The sequence below is a fragment of the Serratia sp. NFX21 genome (assembly GCF_048517035.1).
GTDB lineage: Bacteria > Pseudomonadota > Gammaproteobacteria > Enterobacterales > Enterobacteriaceae > Serratia > Serratia quinivorans.
Window position 1 is genome coordinate 2,443,429 of the sequence record NZ_CP183196.1, and the last position, 16,313, is coordinate 2,459,741.

At 53.0% G+C, this 16,313-nt stretch carries 16 protein-coding genes and 1 pseudogene; 3 read left to right on the forward strand and 14 right to left on the reverse strand.

Annotated features, from left to right (window positions below):
- Nucleotides 1-261 precede the first annotated feature (261 nt).
- From mdtG to ACNT1W_RS11515, 4 genes and pseudogenes are all read right to left on the reverse strand, one after another.
- Entirely contained in the window at nucleotides 262-1,497 is a 1,236-nt protein-coding gene (mdtG, locus tag ACNT1W_RS11500; RefSeq protein ID WP_112362292.1) for a multidrug efflux MFS transporter MdtG, read from the reverse strand.
- Between the two features lie 200 nt (nucleotides 1,498-1,697).
- On the reverse strand, nucleotides 1,698-1,982 hold the full coding sequence (locus ACNT1W_RS11505; protein WP_012006308.1) for a YciI family protein: 285 nt from the start codon (nucleotides 1,980-1,982) through the stop codon (nucleotides 1,698-1,700).
- A gap of 104 nt (nucleotides 1,983-2,086) precedes the next feature.
- A complete protein-coding gene (locus ACNT1W_RS11510) occupies nucleotides 2,087-3,007 on the reverse strand; it encodes a Kdo(2)-lipid IV(A) acyltransferase (RefSeq protein WP_012006309.1) in 921 nt (306 codons plus the stop codon).
- 407 nt (nucleotides 3,008-3,414) lie between these two features.
- Nucleotides 3,415-3,690, reverse strand: a pseudogene (locus ACNT1W_RS11515) (oxidoreductase); the annotation flags it as partial.
- A 176-nt stretch (nucleotides 3,691-3,866) separates the two neighbouring features.
- Between ACNT1W_RS11515 and ACNT1W_RS11520 the strand changes: the two are divergent.
- Nucleotides 3,867-4,937 carry a rhodanese-related sulfurtransferase gene (locus ACNT1W_RS11520; RefSeq protein WP_012006311.1) on the forward strand — a complete coding sequence of 357 codons (1,071 nt, stop codon included), beginning with the start codon at nucleotides 3,867-3,869 and terminating at the stop codon, nucleotides 4,935-4,937.
- A 42-nt stretch (nucleotides 4,938-4,979) separates the two neighbouring features.
- Here ACNT1W_RS11520 and ACNT1W_RS11525 read toward each other — a convergent pair whose 3' ends face one another.
- Together ACNT1W_RS11525 and ACNT1W_RS11530 are read right to left on the reverse strand one after the other, a co-directional pair.
- Complete coding sequence (locus tag ACNT1W_RS11525; protein ID WP_012006312.1) at nucleotides 4,980-5,558, reverse strand: YceI family protein; 579 nt, start codon at nucleotides 5,556-5,558, stop codon at nucleotides 4,980-4,982.
- Nucleotides 5,559-5,581: 23 nt separating this feature from the next.
- A complete protein-coding gene (locus ACNT1W_RS11530; protein WP_012006313.1) occupies nucleotides 5,582-6,136 on the reverse strand; it encodes a cytochrome b in 555 nt (184 codons plus the stop codon).
- Between the two features lie 424 nt (nucleotides 6,137-6,560).
- Between ACNT1W_RS11530 and ACNT1W_RS11535 the strand changes: the two genes are divergently transcribed.
- A complete protein-coding gene (locus ACNT1W_RS11535; RefSeq protein WP_259188542.1) occupies nucleotides 6,561-7,613 on the forward strand; it encodes an AI-2E family transporter in 1,053 nt (350 codons plus the stop codon).
- Between the two features lie 109 nt (nucleotides 7,614-7,722).
- Here ACNT1W_RS11535 and ACNT1W_RS11540 read toward each other — a convergent pair whose 3' ends face one another.
- From ACNT1W_RS11540 to pyrC, 7 genes are all read right to left on the reverse strand, one after another.
- Nucleotides 7,723-7,839: a DUF2770 family protein gene (locus ACNT1W_RS11540; RefSeq protein WP_012006315.1), complete on the reverse strand. Its 117-nt coding sequence runs from the start codon at nucleotides 7,837-7,839 to the stop codon at nucleotides 7,723-7,725.
- A 120-nt stretch (nucleotides 7,840-7,959) separates the two neighbouring features.
- Nucleotides 7,960-8,586, reverse strand: a complete 627-nt coding sequence (locus ACNT1W_RS11545; protein ID WP_012006316.1) for a LuxR C-terminal-related transcriptional regulator — start codon at nucleotides 8,584-8,586, stop codon at nucleotides 7,960-7,962.
- A gap of 226 nt (nucleotides 8,587-8,812) precedes the next feature.
- Nucleotides 8,813-9,928, reverse strand: a complete 1,116-nt coding sequence (solA, locus tag ACNT1W_RS11550; protein WP_261129444.1) for an N-methyl-L-tryptophan oxidase — start codon at nucleotides 9,926-9,928, stop codon at nucleotides 8,813-8,815.
- 142 nt (nucleotides 9,929-10,070) lie between these two features.
- Nucleotides 10,071-10,325 carry a biofilm formation regulator BssS gene (bssS, locus tag ACNT1W_RS11555; protein WP_012006318.1) on the reverse strand — a complete coding sequence of 85 codons (255 nt, stop codon included), beginning with the start codon at nucleotides 10,323-10,325 and terminating at the stop codon, nucleotides 10,071-10,073.
- Nucleotides 10,326-10,523: 198 nt separating this feature from the next.
- Complete coding sequence (locus tag ACNT1W_RS11560; RefSeq protein WP_012006319.1) at nucleotides 10,524-10,802, reverse strand: hypothetical protein; 279 nt, start codon at nucleotides 10,800-10,802, stop codon at nucleotides 10,524-10,526.
- A 137-nt stretch (nucleotides 10,803-10,939) separates the two neighbouring features.
- Nucleotides 10,940-11,179 (reverse strand): DNA damage-inducible protein I, encoded by a 240-nt coding sequence (gene dinI / locus ACNT1W_RS11565; RefSeq protein ID WP_012006320.1) that lies wholly within the window; start codon nucleotides 11,177-11,179, stop codon nucleotides 10,940-10,942.
- Nucleotides 11,180-11,259: 80 nt separating this feature from the next.
- A complete protein-coding gene (gene pyrC / locus ACNT1W_RS11570) occupies nucleotides 11,260-12,306 on the reverse strand; it encodes a dihydroorotase (protein ID WP_017892415.1) in 1,047 nt (348 codons plus the stop codon).
- A 224-nt stretch (nucleotides 12,307-12,530) separates the two neighbouring features.
- On the opposite strand from pyrC, the gene ACNT1W_RS11575 reads away from it, so the two are divergent.
- On the forward strand, nucleotides 12,531-12,818 hold the full coding sequence (locus tag ACNT1W_RS11575; protein ID WP_012006322.1) for a putative quinol monooxygenase: 288 nt from the start codon (nucleotides 12,531-12,533) through the stop codon (nucleotides 12,816-12,818).
- 63 nt (nucleotides 12,819-12,881) lie between these two features.
- Here ACNT1W_RS11575 and rne read toward each other — a convergent pair whose 3' ends face one another.
- Complete coding sequence (rne, locus tag ACNT1W_RS11580; protein ID WP_419246792.1) at nucleotides 12,882-16,250, reverse strand: ribonuclease E; 3,369 nt, start codon at nucleotides 16,248-16,250, stop codon at nucleotides 12,882-12,884.
- Between the last annotated feature and the right edge of the window lie 63 nt (nucleotides 16,251-16,313).

Below are 16,313 nucleotides of genomic sequence, written 5' to 3' on the forward strand. Positions count from 1 at the left end.
TGTCTAGTCCCTGTATCCCATTTTTTAGATGAAAAGTCGACAAACATCTCCTTTCCTGGTTTTTATGTTGGTTGCGGAGGGAATGTTATTGACAGATGGTTTATTGCGCTAAAAGTTAATAACTTTTTTAAAAACAATCAATTAAACTAAGATTTGTCTGAAGGGGGCCGGCAAGGCGGGTGTGAAAGGTATCAATACTAAAAGTAGGGTAAACGGGCCGTCGACCCATTTTAGTGAAGGAAGTGGTGATAAATACGGCTATTACTCTTCCTGCAGGGTGTCTTCTCTCATTCGCGTCGGGCGACGTTGCAAACACCACCAGGAATAAACGGCGTTGAACAGCACCACCAGAGCAGTGACGCAGAATACTGCACGGAAGCCATAACTGGCGGAGACGGCGGCCCCCATTAACGGGCCACTGACGTTGCCGATATCGCGGAACGATTGGTTATAGCTGAAGATCCGCCCGGCAACCTGATTGGTGCAGTTGTAGATCAGCAAGGTTTGTACCGCCGGCAGCAGTGCGCCATCGGCAGCGCCTAGCAGGAAGCGAAGTACGCCGAGTTGCCACGGGGTTTGCACAAACGCCATCGGGATCAGTAACAGCACCGATACGATCAGCATAAACACCAGAATGCGCTCCGGGCCGATCCTGTCGCCCAGTTTGCCCAGCCGTGGCGCACTCATTAGCGCGGCGACGCCCGGTACTGAAGCGATCAGGCCGCTGACAAAGGCCAGATTATGAATGTCACCGGCCAAATCACGGACGTACAGCGTCAGGATCGGTGCGATGGATCCGGTGGCAATCTGAATAATCATGGTGGTGACAAACAGGCTGAGGATCAGCTTGGGGCTTTTTAGCGCCGCGAAGACCTGACGGGCGTGCAGCATGTCTTTTTTCTGCACCGGGGTGAACTGCTCTTTGACATACAGCAGCGTCAGCACAAAGCAGGTCAGCAGCACACCGGCGGTAATGTAGAACACCGGCCTCAGGCCATACTGGTCGGCTAGCAGGCCGCCAATCAGCGGCCCAATCAATGCACCGCTGACGCCGCCGGTGGACAGGGTACCCAGTGCCCAACCGCTGCGATTGCGCGGCACCTGTGTGGCAATCAGCGCATTGGCGTTGGGGATAAAACCGCCGAGCAGGCCCAGCACCGCGCGTAGCGCCAAAAACTGCCAAATATTCTGCGCCATGCCCATCAGCAGCATCACTATCGACATGCCCAATGCCGATCGTAACAGCATCAGTTTGCGCCCACGGCGATCGGCCAAACCGCCCCAGAATGGGGAGGCAATCGCAGAGAACAGGAAGGTAATGCTAAATACCAGCCCAGACCACATATTCAGTGCCTGGTGGCCGGTAACACCGAGGGTTTCTACATACAGCGGCAGGAATGGCATGATCAGACTGAAGGCGGCACCGGTGAGGAAACACCCCAGCCAGGCGACAAAAAGATTGCGTTTCCAGTTGATGAGTTCGGGTGCCGGAGCCATAAGTTCCTGTTGCGTAAGGTAGAGGGCTATGTTTGCAAGAGCAGTCAATCGTGCAAAGCAAAAAAAGTTAGCCTGGTAAGTATGCGCTTAATTATAGGTGGCATCAATTGATGTGGGGTGAGATATACCGGAAATGAAATAAAGTTTTAAAAATAGAATATTGGCAGTATTCCGCGCTGTACGCGCGGAAAAAGGCGAATTTAAAGCCCGGCAAGCAGTTCAAAACCGCTGGAGGTGGTGGAGAGGGCGACATCGGTAATTTCATAGTGGGCTACGGCGTTGAAAGGATCTTGCCCGACAATGATGTCCAACTGCGCACGCTCGATACCTTTTACCAGGATCACACCACCGGTGCGCGGGTTCTTACGGCCGGAGGCAATGAAGGTACCGTCCTGGAAATATTTTTTCAGCCAGGCGATATGCCCCTCGAGGTGGCTGTCGACTTCTTCTATCGGGCGATGGTAGGTCAGGCTAACGATGTACATAACGGCTCCAGGATGAACTACGAAGGCTTTACCATCCCACCGTTACTGCCGATTCTCAAGCTCTGCGGCATAAAAAACTAACCCGCCAAACGGCGGGTCAGAAGTCAGTAGAGTGAAGGCTCGCCTTCCGGGCGGGTTTTGAAGCGGCGGTGCAGCCACATGTACTGATCCGGCGCCATCAGGATTTCCTTCTCCACCACCTTATTCATAAAGGCGGCGGCATCGAGCTCATTATCCAGCGGGAAGTTTTCCACCGCCGGCTGCATAATCAGCTCATACCCTTTGGCATCCGGCAGGCGGCGCGGGGTAAAGGGAATAATGGCTGGCTTGCCCATTCTCACCAGCACGTAGCTGCCGGTGGTGGTGGCGGCTTTCTCTACGGCGAACAGTGGGGCGAACACGCTGCTACGTGGGCCATAGTCATGGTCCGGGGCGTACCAGATGATGTCCCCCTGCTTTAGCGCGCGGATCATGCCTTTTACGTCCTTACGGTCCAGCATCGATTTGTTGGAACGCATGCGGCCCCAGGTCTGCAGCCAGTCCATCAGCTTGTTGTCATGCGGCCGGTAAACGCCGATGCCTGGATTATGAATGCCAAAGATACGGGCACCCAGTTCCAGCGTCAGGAAGTGCAGACCGATCAGCAAAACCCCCTGATGGTTGTCTCGTGCCTTCTGAATATGTTCCAGCCCGCTAACCTGGAACCAGCGTTCGATACGCCAGTTTGGCCAAAACCACGCCATACCGGTTTCAAACAGGCCCATACCGACGGATTCAAAATTTTGCACCACCAACGCATCGCGTTCGGCTTGCGGCATGTCCGGGAAGCACAGCACCAGATTACGTTGGGCTATTGCCACGCGGCGCTTGAGAAATCGCATGGAAAAACGGCCAAGCGAGGTGCCTAGGCGATAGATAATCGGATAAGGCAGCAAGACCAACAGGTAAAGCAAACCAATGCCGAGCCAGGTGAGCCAATAACGCGGATGCAGTAAAGAGCGATTAAAAGAAGGAACTTGAGTCATGTGTTCTCAGCTTAGAAGCAGTCATTTAATGATAATAACAGAGTTCTCGAATGGTCTCTCCTGCGAAGGATTTTTGACCAAACGTTTATTTTCTGCCGTTTATAACCGGCTATTGTGGCATTTTTATCGAAGAACGTGAAAAGGCACCGCATTAAAACATCATTTTTAATGATGAACGGATATAAAGTGGCTGGAAATTAAGCTAAATGGCTCTAAAGGATAAAATTCATACTCGACAGACGCGTATTATCTTGCGCAATTTATTAGGGAGATCTTATGTTGGCTACATGGTTGAGTGCAGGATTGTTGGTCAGCGGAGCACTGCTGGGCAGCCTGGGGGCGCATCTGCAGTTTAATCCGTTGCTGCTGGTGGCGGGGATCGCCCTGGCTGCGGGAACGGTGATTTCCGGTTTTACCGAATGCCGGGGCGGGCGCTGAGCATCCGCCCCGGTAGCCTCGCCCCACAAACCGAGGTCGCTGGGCGTAATGCGCCCTTCGGGGGCGACCGCGCTGGCTTCGACAATCAGCAGGCCGGCACCGGACAAGGACAGATGCCCAAGATGCAGGGTATGCCACTCGGTGGCTTTGCCGTGGTCGGCAGAATATTGGCACATCGGTGCAATAATAATACGGTTGGGTAAATTCAGTTTTCCCAGCGCAATGGGGGTAAATAGCTGCCTCATGACGTCCTCCTGAACCGTGATAAATAGGGGGGAAACTCCTGTCAGGAGTATCGGGATTTGCGAGCAGCGTCAAGTTGCCAGCGCTTCACATCATCGGGTATTATGTGCGCCGCGCGTGGGCCGGCGGTCGGCGCGTGTTTAAATCAGTCACCTCCCGAAAGACAGGAAAGTACACCATGCCAGTGTTACATAACCGAATCTCTAATGAGGAACTGAAGGCGCGCATGCTGGCGGAAACCGAGCCGCGCACCACAGTTTCTTTTTATAAATACTTCACCATCGAAGATCCCAAAGCGTTTCGCGACAGCCTGTACGTTCAGTTCGACAAGCTGAAGGTGTTCGGCCGCATTTATGTGGCGAAAGAGGGGATCAACGCGCAAATCAGCGTGCCGCAGAATAAATTCGAGGCGTTCAAAGCCGCACTCTTTGCCTCACATCCGGCGCTGGACCAGGTTCGGCTGAATATCGCCCTGGAAGACGATGGAAAATCCTTCTGGGTGCTGCGCCTGAAAGTGCGTGAACGCATCGTTGCCGACGGCCTCGATGACGAGAGCTTCAACCCGGCGAACGTCGGTGAGTATCTGCAAGCCGATCGCGTTAACCAGATGATTGACGATCCGGATACGCTGTTTGTCGATATGCGTAACCATTACGAATATGAAGTCGGCCACTTTGAAAACGCCATCGAAGTGCCGTCGGACACTTTCCGTGATCAGCTGCCGATGGCGGTTGAGATGCTGCAGGACAATAAAGACAAAAATATTGTCATGTACTGCACCGGCGGGATCCGCTGTGAAAAAGCCAGTGCCTATATGTTGCATAACGGCTTCAAGAACGTCTATCACGTGGAAGGCGGCATTATCGAGTATGCGCGTAAGGCAAAAGAACAGGGGTTGCCGCTGAAGTTTGTTGGCAAAAACTTTGTGTTTGACGAGCGTATGGGCGAGCGAATTTCTGACGATGTGATCGCCAATTGTCATCAGTGCGGTGCGCCTTGCGATACTCACACCAACTGCCTGAATGACGGCTGTCACCTGTTGTTTATTCAGTGCCCGAGCTGTGCGGCCAAATTTGAAGGTTGCTGCAGCGAGATCTGCCGCGAAGAGCTGAAGTTGCCGCGTGAAGAACAGCGCGCGCGCCGAGCCGGCCGTGAAAATGGCATCAAAATTTTCAATAAGTCGAAAGGGTTATTGCAGACCACGATGCACATTCCGGCACCGGAAGAAGATAAAGACTCGGCAAACTGAGTTGTTGATAAGCGCGGCAGCCTTGCCGCGCTTTAGTAAGCATTACTTCGCGCGAACGCCTTCCACAGAAATAATCAGCTCCACGTCCTGCGATGCCGGGCCGAGATCGGTGGTGATGCCAAAGTCTTTCAACTTGATTTTACCGTTGGCTTCAAAGCCGGCACGGTAGCCACCCCACGGGTCATTACCCTGGCCGATCAGCTTGGCATCCAGTGTGACCGGCTTGGTCACGCCATTCAGCGTCAGGTTACCAACCACCGCATAGCCTTCGCCGTTCTTTTTCACTTCGGTGGATTCAAACTTGGCCTGTTTGTTCTTTTCCACGTTCAGGAACTCGGCGCTGCGCAGGTGTTTATCACGCTCAGCGTGGTTGGTATCGACGCTGGCGGTGTTGATCGTGACGTTAACCTTGTCCTTGGACGGATCTTTTTCGTCGAAGGTGAAGCCGCCGTCAAAATCCTTGAAGGTGCCGTACAGCCAGCTGTAACCCAGGTGCTGGATGCGGAATTCGATAAAGGCGTGCTGCCCCTGTTTGTCAATCTTGTAGTCGGCAGCCAGCGCGGAACCGGCGCTCAGCAGCATTGCGCCTGCGGTCAGGCCCAGTACGGTTTTCTTCAACATAGCTATCTCCATAAATCCAAAGGTTAATCGGCGCTGCTACCCAGCATCCGTTTCAAAGTAACATCACGATCAACAAAGTGATGTTTAAGCGCGGCCAGACCGTGCAGAACTGAAAGCACTACCACGACCCAGGCCAGGTAAAGGTGGATGGTACCGGCCGTATCGGCCTGTTCCGCCATGCCGGTGACGGTGGCGGGGATGTCGAACCAACCGAAAACGCTGATCGGTTGACCGTCAGCGGTAGAGATCAGATAGCCGCTGATTAGAATGCTGAACAGCACGACATATAACGCCAGATGGGCGAGGATCGCGCTGACGCGGGTAAAACGACCGTAGCTGGCCAAAGGTTTGGGCGGCGGTGAAACGAAACGCCAAATGACCCGAACCACCATAACGATAAACAGCAGTGTCCCGATGCTTTTATGAATCTCCGGTGCCTGGTGATACCAGACATCGTAATATCCCAGCGTGACCATCCATAGGCCCAGGGCAAACATGCCGTACACCGTCAGTGCGACCAGCCAGTGGATCAGCACTGAAATATGACCAAAACGATTGGCGGTATTTTTCCACAGCATCCTGTTTCCTTACTTTCCTCATTATCCGGCTGCAATAATTAAACTTTAAGAAACATAAAATCAATAATAAATTTAACTATGTTACTTCTTAATAATATTAATCAGAGAATTTGGCTGAGATAGCGTTAAGTCAATCAGTGAAATCGTTGAAGTGATTACTGTGGAGACATATTATTTTTATGTTATGAGTTGAAAACAAAGGGATTTATATATTATTGTCAACTTTTGTCATGTTGCGTAAGTGCTGTGAATTTTTTTAACAAATAAACCCTAGTCAAGATTGTCGATTATTTCCAGTCAGGATTTGGCAAAACGGGGATTTTAATTCGCGGAGTAATACCTCTGCGGCCTGAAGGGAGAGTTTGCTAACATAACACTCATCTGATGGCCCTTTGGGCCTGCGCTATTAACGCAAAGGAAATGTATGGGCCGAACCCTGTTGACCGATCGCAGCCTGCGGCTGGCCATTATGCTGGCGATGTTAGTGATTATTCTTGCCGGCGTGAAAGCGGCCGTGGATGTTGTGGTGCCTTTCCTGCTGGCACTGTTCCTCGCGATGGTGCTGAATCCGCTGGTGGCACAGCTCGAGCGCTGGCGGGTACCCCGGGTGCTGGGTGTGAGCTTGCTGGTGGTGGTTGTGGTGGTGTTGCTGATGCTGTTTGTCGGTGTGCTGGGGGCATCTCTGAACGAATTTGCTCGCTCATTGCCGCAGTATCGCGGCTTGATGTTGGAAAAGTTGAGCGAACTACAGCACTACGCCGACCGTTTCAACATTACCATTTCCACCGAGGCGATGCTGCAGTACGTCGATCCCAGTGCGGCGATGAATCTGATCACTCGCCTGTTGAGCCGGTTTTCCGGCGCGATGACCAATATCTTCCTGTTGCTGATGACCGTGGTATTTATGCTGTTCGAAGTGCAGCTATTACCTTACAAATTGCAGCAGGCGTTGGATAAGCCAAGTGAAGGTATGGCCAATATACAGCGTGCGCTGGACGGCGTTACCCGTTATCTGCTGATCAAAACGGCGATCAGTCTGGCGACTGGGATTATCGTATGGGCCTTCCTTGCGGTTATTGATGTGCGTTTTGCCTTCATCTGGGGGCTGCTGGCGTTCCTGCTGAATTATATTCCCAATATTGGCTCGGTGATCGCCGCCGTTCCGCCGCTGATTCAGGCTCTGTTATTTAACGGATTTGGTGATGCTCTGGTAGTGGCTGCGGGCTTTATCACCATCAATTTGGTGATTGGCAATATGCTGGAGCCGCGTGTGATGGGGCGCGGGCTGGGGCTGTCAACGCTGGTGGTGTTCCTGTCATTGATCTTCTGGGGATGGCTGATGGGGCCGGTGGGGATGTTGCTGTCGGTGCCCCTGACCATTATTACCCGTATCGCACTGGAGACCACCGAAGGTGGGCATAAACTGGCGGTGATTCTCGGTGATGGCCAGCCGGGTAAACCGCTTACTCCGGAGTAAAGAAAACTTTTCCCTGACTTATCACGACACCAAGGCCTTCATAGCCAGGGACCTGCTCCGGGGGGGCAAAACGGTTAAAGCGCAAGCGGGGAAACGTGGGCGACATGCATTAAGGCATAAAGAAGAAATAGACGTCCAGCGCCAACAAAACCAGCCACAGGCAGATATACAGCACCAGATGTTCGCGTACGTTGTTGACGATCGCCGACAGTATTTTGTTTAGCATTCTCACCAGCCAAAAGATAGGGACTGGCAGAGTATAGATTTTTGCGGACAGCGTTAATACTGCCGATAGTGCAAAGCGTGTAGATAGGCCAATTTCACCGCTAAAATCAGCCTACCTTGATCAAACCGCCAGTAAGGACAATGACATTGGGCTGGCAGAAACACTTGGCGGATAGAAGTAACGCAGCACGTTATACAGCGAATAAAATTCCAGCCGGTTGCGGGCGTTGATTTTCTCTGTGATGTGCCGCTTGTGAACATAGACGGTGTGCGAGCTGATTTGCAGCTTTTTTGCGATGCGGTAATTGGGCATTTCCGCCATCCAGTGCTTCATTACCGTCAATTCCTGCGGGCTGAACAGCGAATGTTCAACGCTGCAATCCATCAGTGACACCGGTTTTTCCCGCATCATACGTAATGTCACCGGCAGCGTGGCTTTATTGAACAGGAAAGCATGATCGGCGATACGCATTGGCGCTTCGCTATAGGGATAGGGGGTGTCCAGGTAAATGAACAGCAATGCCGATGGGGTGGCTTCAATAAAAGCCTGCAGTTGGGCATCATCTTCACTATGACGGCAATGTTTGGTCAGGTTGACCAGGATATGACTGGGTCGGTAGTGCTCCAGCAGGGGAGTCGCCTGTTCCAGGCTGTGACAACACTTTATCTGGGCGAAAACATTGTCCGTAAAATAGTTATCGATCCCGACCCGAGTGAAGCAGCATTCGTCCACGACAAGCAGTTTCATGGTGACGTCCTTGTTGTTCGAAGAATTAGCAGGGGCATATCAACTGTAAAATAGAACTTACACCACAGGGGATCAATTCGGAAATCCGGATACTTACGCCAGAAATTTCCGTTGAAATATTTTTTACGATAGATTTCAGATTACTATGATGATTTCGGTGTGTAACTAAAAGGCTAAGCCGCAGCCAGCGCGAGTTGGCGGCTGCGATTAAGTCAGCAAGAAAGGGTTAAATGAAGCGTTTCAGTGAGAAAGGAGTGATATCCACCGGTGGGGTTTTATCTTCAGCAAAGAGTGCGGCGATCTCACCTAACACGCTGGCAAACTTGAAACCATGGCCGCTCAGGCCGCTGATGACCATTAAGCGGTCGCATCCTGGCAGGGTATCGATAATGAAATCTTCATCAGGACTCATATCATAACTGCATGCTTCACCGTGTAAACATACCCCTACACCCGGTAAAAATTGGCGCAGAAAATGGAAAACCTCAGTTCCATCCGTGGTGAAACTGCCAAAAGGTTTGCGCTGCTCCGGTGTCTCCATTGGTTGGCCACCATCGTGTTTACCCACTTTCAAGCCGTCATTGTCGGCAGGAAACCCGTAATAATGGTTGCCGTCCTGCGCTTCGACGGTAAATGCCGGGAAACGGTTGTTGACGCTGTAACGGCCATCCGCCTGATGCCAGGAAAAAACTTTCCGCAGTGGCGCGATCGGTAACTGTGGCAGCAGAGTTTTAACCCAGGTCCCTGCGGTGACCACGGCTTTACGCCCCTGAAAGCGGCCTTCTGGGGTGATCACTTCCACACCGCCGTCAATCGGCTGGACTGCGCTAACCGGGCAATTAAACAACTGGCCGCAGCCGGCATCCTTAGCCAGTTTGATGAAACTGGCAACGGCCTGTTCCGAGCGCAGGAACCCGGCGTCAGGCTCAAACACCCCCACGTAGCCTTCCGGTGCATTGAATTCCGGCCAGCGCTGGTTAATCTGTTCTGCGCTAAGGCTTTGCGTATTGAGGCGGAATTTTTGTGCACTGTGCTGGGCGTTGTTGATAAATTCAGAATCCAGCGGCCCCATATTCAGAACGCCGCAGTCCTGGAACAGTTCTTCGCCAGTTTGTTTAATCAGGGCATTCCATAAGGCCTGGGCTCGCAGGATCAGCGGCACATACTTTTCGCCTTCACCGTAAGCATGGCGGATGATGCGGGTATCGCCGTGGTGGCTGCCGTTACGGTGTGGGGGCATGGCGCTGTCGATCATTAATACTTTCAGGCCGGCCCGTGTCGCATAGTAACCTGCCGCCGCGCCTACCGAACCGCTGCCCACAACAATTAAGTCATATTCCACGTGCCATACCTTCTCTGTTATACGTTGCTATTTCGTTATGATAAAAGGTTGGAAGCCGCAATGCACCCGTTGTGCCGCTCGCAGACAAAGAAAAAGGCGCCAGAGATAATCGCTGGCGCCTTAGGCATTTTGGTACAGTGAATTAGTGCTTTTTACGATCAAGGTCCTGGTAATCCGTTGCTTCAATCTTGGCGATGCCGGCTTCTAATATATTGATTAATTGACGTGCGACATCTGTGGTGAGCCAAAGCGTTCTGTCTACTTGGGCATCTTCGGGTGTCTGATCTCGTGAAGACAGGTAATGAAGGCGTATCATCATGGCGTCATAAGCGTCGACAGTACTGATATCCCAACCAACAAGCGGGTGTGTCTGAATTACTTCATCATTTCTGTCCATAAAGACCCCTTATTGAGTAGTGACTACCGTGAGTGACTAACGAGGATCAATGCGGCCCATCATCATGTGAGCAATTACAGTATACGCATCTGGCTACAGCGGTGGAGACTTTCCTGCCTTCTTTTGCAAAATAATTATTTATTTGAGTGATTACTCGACACGTCGGTACGCAAAGACGTGAGAACGGAGACATCACATTCATTCAACATCGGGGGGGCGTGGAACACTGTGCAATCGTTTTTCCAGCTCGAGGGCCAGATGGGCAAAGTGCTGCTGGGTTTCGGCATCACGATTTTGGTTTTGCGATTCCAGCTTCAAACTGTGAATTAGCAATTGATTGGCTTTGTCGTCCAGACCAAAAGCCAGATAGGAAAATGCCACCTCCAGCACGCTCAAACGCCGTTTTTGGTCGGCAATCAGCGCCAGCAGCTCGCCAAAGGTCATCGCTTCTTCGGTTTTTACCTTGTCCGGGGCCATCTTAAATACCTCCTGTTAAAGCATTCAGTACAGACCAGATAAGGCTTTTCTTCCAGCGGAAAATTAAACCGCGTTGTGCCGGGTTCCAAATACAAAAAAGCCGGAGAGCGACCCCCGGCAAAAACTACATTGCAGTATTATTCTGCGCTAAACCAATCGTCAGCACTTTCCCAGGTTTCCTGGAGAATGTCCGCGATCAGATCTTTATCTGTTTTCAGGCCGCCCAGAACCGAAAGCCCATTGGAACCGGCATAACGGACCTGAACCACAGTGTCTGGAAATTGGCGGTTTACCCGCTTGCTCAACTCACTGGTCAGAGCTTCGATGGCCCCTGACGGTAGCGGTTTGGTTTTATCTATAGTGACTTCAACACGCATAATTGCCCCCGAAGCGATTTACTGGATATTTATACAGTTAACCGTGCGCGGGGGCAAGAGGCTGGATTAAAAAAAGATAATTATGCTTTCACCGACCAGCTCAGACTCTCCCCGGCCAGGAATGGAATGACCGTTTCGCTGCCCATGGCGATCTCTTCCGGCTGAGTCGTCGCTACGCGTTGCAGCTCGATGAAATCGGTATTGACCGGCAGGCCATAAAAACGCGGGCCGTTCAATGAGCAGAAGGCTTCCAGATGATCCAGCGCACCGAGTTGCTCGAACACGCTGGCGTAAGCCGGGATCGCATTGGGAGCGTTGAATACGCCGGCGCAACCGCAGCTGGATTCCTTGCGGTGTTTGGCATGTGGTGCGGAGTCGGTGCCGAGGAAGAAGCGATCCGAACCGCTGGCAACGGCTTTGCGCAGCGCGTCCTGGTGAATATTGCGTTTCAGGATTGGCAGGCAGAACAGGTGCGGACGGATACCGCCAACCAGCATGTGGTTGCGGTTAAACATCAGGTGCTGAGGGGTGATGGTCGCGCCAAGAAAACGATTGCCTTCCTGCACGTACTGCGCCGCTTCTTTGGTGGTGATATGCTCGAAGACGATTTTCAGCTCTGGGAACTGCTGACGAATCGGCTCCATGACCTGCTCAATAAAGCGAGCCTCGCGATCGAAAATATCAACGGCGGCATCGGTCACTTCACCGTGAATCAACAGTGGCATGCCGATTTTCTGCATTTGCTCGAACAGCGGGTAAATGGCTTTAACATCGCTGACGCCGTGGCTGGAATTGGTAGTGGCATTGGCCGGGTACAGCTTGGCGGCGGTGAACACGCCTTGCTCAAACCCGTTGACCAGTTCGGCTGCATCCAGTGAATTGGTCAGGTAGCAGGTCATCAGCGGGGTGAAATCATGTCCCTGAGGAACCGCTGCCAGAATACGGTCACGATAAGCGCAAGCCGCGGCGACGGTAGTAATTGGCGGAGCCAGGTTCGGCATCACAATCGCCCGGCCAAAGACCTGACTGGTATAAGGCAATACCGTTTTCAGCATGTCGTCATCGCGCAGATGGATGTGCCAGTCGTCAGGGCGGCGAATTTTTAGGGCTTGAGGTTGTGCGGTCATGTTGCAAGGCTCCGGCGGTTAGAAACGGGTCTACGTAAAAGCGAATAATGGGGGTTATTCACGCCGGGGTGTAAGGATAAGCGTAAAGCGCTTGCGATGCATCTGTTTGTTCACGGCAAGTTGAAATCAGTTGGCTTTCGGGGGCATAGTGACAGGGATTTGAATGATACCTGCGTCATAACTGTCAGGTTATCAACGTTAATCATGTGGAATGGGAGAGAGAAATGGAAGTACGTGTTATTGCCACCTTACAGGCTAAACCCGAGTTTGTGTCCGCCGTCAGCGATGTAGTGCATGCGATTATCGATCCAAGCCGCCAGGAACTGGGTAACCTGCAATATGATCTGCACCGCGATCTGGAAAAGCCGGGTACCTTCGTATTTTTTGAGCGTTGGGCAAGCGCTGAGGCACTGGAAAAACACAATGCCACCGAGCATTTCAAGCATTTCGTCAGCCAGTTAGAGGGTAAGCTGGACTCGCTGGATATCAAACAGTTGAAGAAAATAGCCTGAGCCGATTTTTCGGCAATAAAAAACCCGCCGAGTTGGCGGGTTTTTTTATCGGAGCAGATTAACTTAATCGTTAACCGGCTGCGGTTTGGTTGCCGGTGCGGTAGCCTGGTTTGCCGCCGCATGACCACCCGCAGAACCTTTGCCTTCGAAGTTGAAGGAAGGGCGCTGCCAATCACTTTGCTGCTGCTGTTCCGGTACATAGTCCGGCGCAGGAGCCTTGGTCATTGGCGCAGTAGCGATGTGTTTATACAGCACATCTGCCACCGGTACTGGTTGCTGTTGCACAACCGGCGCTTTTTCTTCGACCACTACCGCGGCAGCAACTTCCTGCACTGGTGCGGCTTCAACGACGGGCTCAACGAACACCGGAGCTGGTTCAGCGACAGTTTCTTCAGCAACGGTTGCTGCTGGAACGACCGGCGTTTCTTCAACCACTGGGGCAGGTTCAACCGCAGGGGCTTCCTCTACCACCGGTGCAGCTTCAACCACCGCGGTTTCTTCTACCACTGCAGGCGCTTCAGCCACCGGTGCTGCCGGGGTTTCTTCTGCCTGGGCAGCCATTGCAGGCTCAGCGGTTTCAACAACCGGTTGGGCTGGTTCTTCTGCCGGGGCCACAACTTCTGGTTCGATCACCGGCGCAACGGCTTGGGCAATAACCGGAGCGGCTACGCTGACGGCTTCCTGTGCCATGACGTTGTCGGCAGCGATTTCAACAGCCTCAGTCTGAACTTCTGCTTCTTCAATCACTTGCGCGGCTTGTGTGACAGGGTAACTCACCCACACCTTGCCGGAAGCCATCTCTGGAGAGGCGAAAGCACCTGCCAGCGGCATTGGTGACTGGGTCGGGTAACGCTCGTCACGGTAACGGCGACGACGTTGACCGCTGACACGCAGGTGGCGTGGAGAACGACGTGAGCGGCGTGGCATGCCGTTTTCGCCGTTAGCGCGGTTATCCTGTGCATCATCTTCGCCCTGTGCCTCAAGGGTTTCCGGCAGCAGTTTAACGCTGTCTTCAACCTGGGCTGGCTTCACGTCCTGGGCTTTCACTACCGGTGCTTTTGGCGCCAGCAGTTCTTCCGCTGCACGATGCAGTTCTTCTTCCGCAGACAGCACGCGAATTTTCTGCGACAGAGGACGACGCTGACGACGCTGCATGTTCTGCATCTGACGTTCTTCGAGATCTTCGTCAACGCTGGCGTTGGCAGGGGTTGCGGTTTCTACGCTTTCCAGCGCGGCCACTTCCTGCTGAGCCTGACGTTTCTCTTCCTGACGACGACGCTGGCGTTCGGCACGTTGGTCACGGCGCTGTTGCTGCTCTTCGCGCTGTGCCTTGGCGGCTTCTTCAGACAGCGGCTCTTCGGTTACGGCAGCAGTGGTTTGTGGCGCATTACGGCGGTTACGACGCTGCTCATCACGCACTTCGCGTGTTTCACGGCCTTCGCGGTTGTCGCGAGGTTCGCGATTTTCACGCGGCTCACGGTTATCACGACCTTCACCGCGCTCTTTACGCTCGCCACGTTCTGGACGATCGCCACGCTCACCACGTTCTCCGCGCTCCCCACGATCTTTACGACCGGTACCCTGACGACGTTGACCACGACGATCCTGACGGCGGTTTTCACCGTTGCCTTCAGACTTCGGCGCCTCAACCACAGGTTTGGCTTCGACAACCGGCTGCTCTTCACCGGCAAACAGCGCTTTCAGACCACCGAACAGACGGCCCAACAAGCCCGGCTTGGCAGCGGCTGGTGCGGTTTGCTTGGTAGCAGTAGCGGCGACGGTAGCTTGAGCCACAACAGGTTCTTCTGCTGGTGGTGGGGCATCTGCAGCCAGAGAGAACGAAGCCAGTGCAGGTTGCTCCGGACGCTTGCGCTCCATCGGTGCATCTTCCAGCGGCTGGGCCATCTCTTCTTCATGCAGTTTCGGCAACAGGTAGCTCAGGGTTGGTGTTTCTTCGCCCTTACGCACGCGCAGTACCGAGTAGTGCGGGGTTTGCATCTGATCGTTCGGCACGATGATCGCTTTCACGCCACCCTGACGTTTTTCGATCGCGCTCACCGATTCACGCTTTTCGTTCAGCAGGTAAGATGCCACCTGTACTGGCACGATGGCGTGAACTTCTTTGGTATTTTCTTTCAGCGCTTCTTCTTCGATCAGACGAAGAATGGAAAGTGCCAGCGATTCGTTATCACGGATGGTGCCGGTGCCGTTACAGCGCGGGCAGACGTGATGGCTGGATTCACCCAGTGATGGGCTGAGGCGCTGACGCGACATTTCCAGCAGGCCGAAACGGGAAATGCGACCGATTTGGATACGTGCACGGTCCTGACGGACGGCGTCACGCAGACGGTTTTCCACTTCACGTTGATGGCGAACCGGGGTCATATCGATAAAGTCGATAACGATCAGGCCGCCAAGGTCACGCAGACGCAGCTGGCGAGCAATCTCGTCCGCCGCTTCCAGGTTGGTGTTGAACGCAGTCTCTTCGATATCGCCGCCGCGGGTTGCTCGCGCGGAGTTGATATCGATAGCGGTCAGCGCTTCGGTTGAGTCGATAACGATCGAACCGCCGGAAGGCAGGCGAACTTCACGCTGGAACGCGGATTCAATTTGGGATTCGATTTGATAGTGGCTGAACAGAGGGATTTCGCCGCTGTACAGTTTGATCTTGCTGCTGAAATCCGGACGGCCCAGGGCAGCGATGTGCTCTTTGGCCAGATCGAGAACCTTTGGGTTGTCGATCAGGATTTCGCCGATGTCTGGGCGCAGATAGTCGCGGAATGCACGCACGATAACGTTGCTTTCCTGATGGATCAGGAATGGCGCAGCGCGGCCTTCAGCGGCTTTTTTAATTGCTTCCCAGTGCTTCAGGCGGAATGACAGATCCCACTGCAGCGCATCGGCAGATTTGCCCACGCCCGCGGTGCGAACAATCAGACCCATGCCATCTGGCAGTTGCAGGGAAGAAAGAGCTTCTTTCAGTTCGGTGCGGTCGTCACCCTCAATGCGGCGTGAAATACCACCGGCACGTGGGTTGTTCGGCATCAGCACCAGATAACTGCCGGCCAGGCTGATGAAGGTGGTCAAGGCAGCGCCTTTGTTACCACGTTCTTCTTTATCAACCTGAACGATCACTTCCTGGCCTTCGCGCAGCACATCTTTGATGTTTGGGCGACCATGAGAAGAGTAGTTACTTGGGAAATATTCGCGAGAGATTTCTTTAAGAGGGAGGAAACCATGTCGTTCGGCGCCGTAATCTACGAACGCTGCTTCAAGACTTGGTTCTATACGAGTGATTTTGCCTTTGTAAATATTCGCTTTTTTCTGTTCATGACCCGGACTTTCAATATCCAAATCATACAGCCGCTGTCCATCTACCAAGGCAACACGCAACTCTTCCTGCTGAGTTGCGTTAATCAACATTCTTTTCATCTTAACTTACTCGTTATTTTTACATTATCGACAAAGCTGCGGGCAAAATAACCTCATGGCCGG

Excerpts from the sequence above, each read along its gene's own strand:
- mdtG (WP_112362292.1), bottom strand. The coding sequence starts at position 1,497 with ATGGCTCCGGCACCCGAACTCATCAACTGGAAACGCAATCTTTTTGTC.
- ACNT1W_RS11505 (WP_012006308.1), bottom strand. The coding sequence starts at position 1,982 with ATGTACATCGTTAGCCTGACCTACCATCGCCCGATAGAAGAAGTCGAC.
- ACNT1W_RS11510 (WP_012006309.1), bottom strand. The coding sequence starts at position 3,007 with ATGACTCAAGTTCCTTCTTTTAATCGCTCTTTACTGCATCCGCGTTAT.
- ACNT1W_RS11520 (WP_012006311.1), top strand. The coding sequence starts at position 3,867 with ATGCCAGTGTTACATAACCGAATCTCTAATGAGGAACTGAAGGCGCGC.
- ACNT1W_RS11525 (WP_012006312.1), bottom strand. The coding sequence starts at position 5,558 with ATGTTGAAGAAAACCGTACTGGGCCTGACCGCAGGCGCAATGCTGCTG.
- ACNT1W_RS11530 (WP_012006313.1), bottom strand. The coding sequence starts at position 6,136 with ATGCTGTGGAAAAATACCGCCAATCGTTTTGGTCATATTTCAGTGCTG.
- ACNT1W_RS11535 (WP_259188542.1), top strand. The coding sequence starts at position 6,561 with ATGGGCCGAACCCTGTTGACCGATCGCAGCCTGCGGCTGGCCATTATG.
- ACNT1W_RS11540 (WP_012006315.1), bottom strand. The coding sequence starts at position 7,839 with ATGCTAAACAAAATACTGTCGGCGATCGTCAACAACGTACGCGAACAT.
- ACNT1W_RS11545 (WP_012006316.1), bottom strand. The coding sequence starts at position 8,586 with ATGAAACTGCTTGTCGTGGACGAATGCTGCTTCACTCGGGTCGGGATC.
- bssS (WP_012006318.1), bottom strand. The coding sequence starts at position 10,325 with ATGGACAGAAATGATGAAGTAATTCAGACACACCCGCTTGTTGGTTGG.
- ACNT1W_RS11560 (WP_012006319.1), bottom strand. The coding sequence starts at position 10,802 with ATGGCCCCGGACAAGGTAAAAACCGAAGAAGCGATGACCTTTGGCGAG.
- dinI (WP_012006320.1), bottom strand. The coding sequence starts at position 11,179 with ATGCGTGTTGAAGTCACTATAGATAAAACCAAACCGCTACCGTCAGGG.
- pyrC (WP_017892415.1), bottom strand. The coding sequence starts at position 12,306 with ATGACCGCACAACCTCAAGCCCTAAAAATTCGCCGCCCTGACGACTGG.
- ACNT1W_RS11575 (WP_012006322.1), top strand. The coding sequence starts at position 12,531 with ATGGAAGTACGTGTTATTGCCACCTTACAGGCTAAACCCGAGTTTGTG.
- rne (WP_419246792.1), bottom strand. The coding sequence starts at position 16,250 with ATGAAAAGAATGTTGATTAACGCAACTCAGCAGGAAGAGTTGCGTGTT.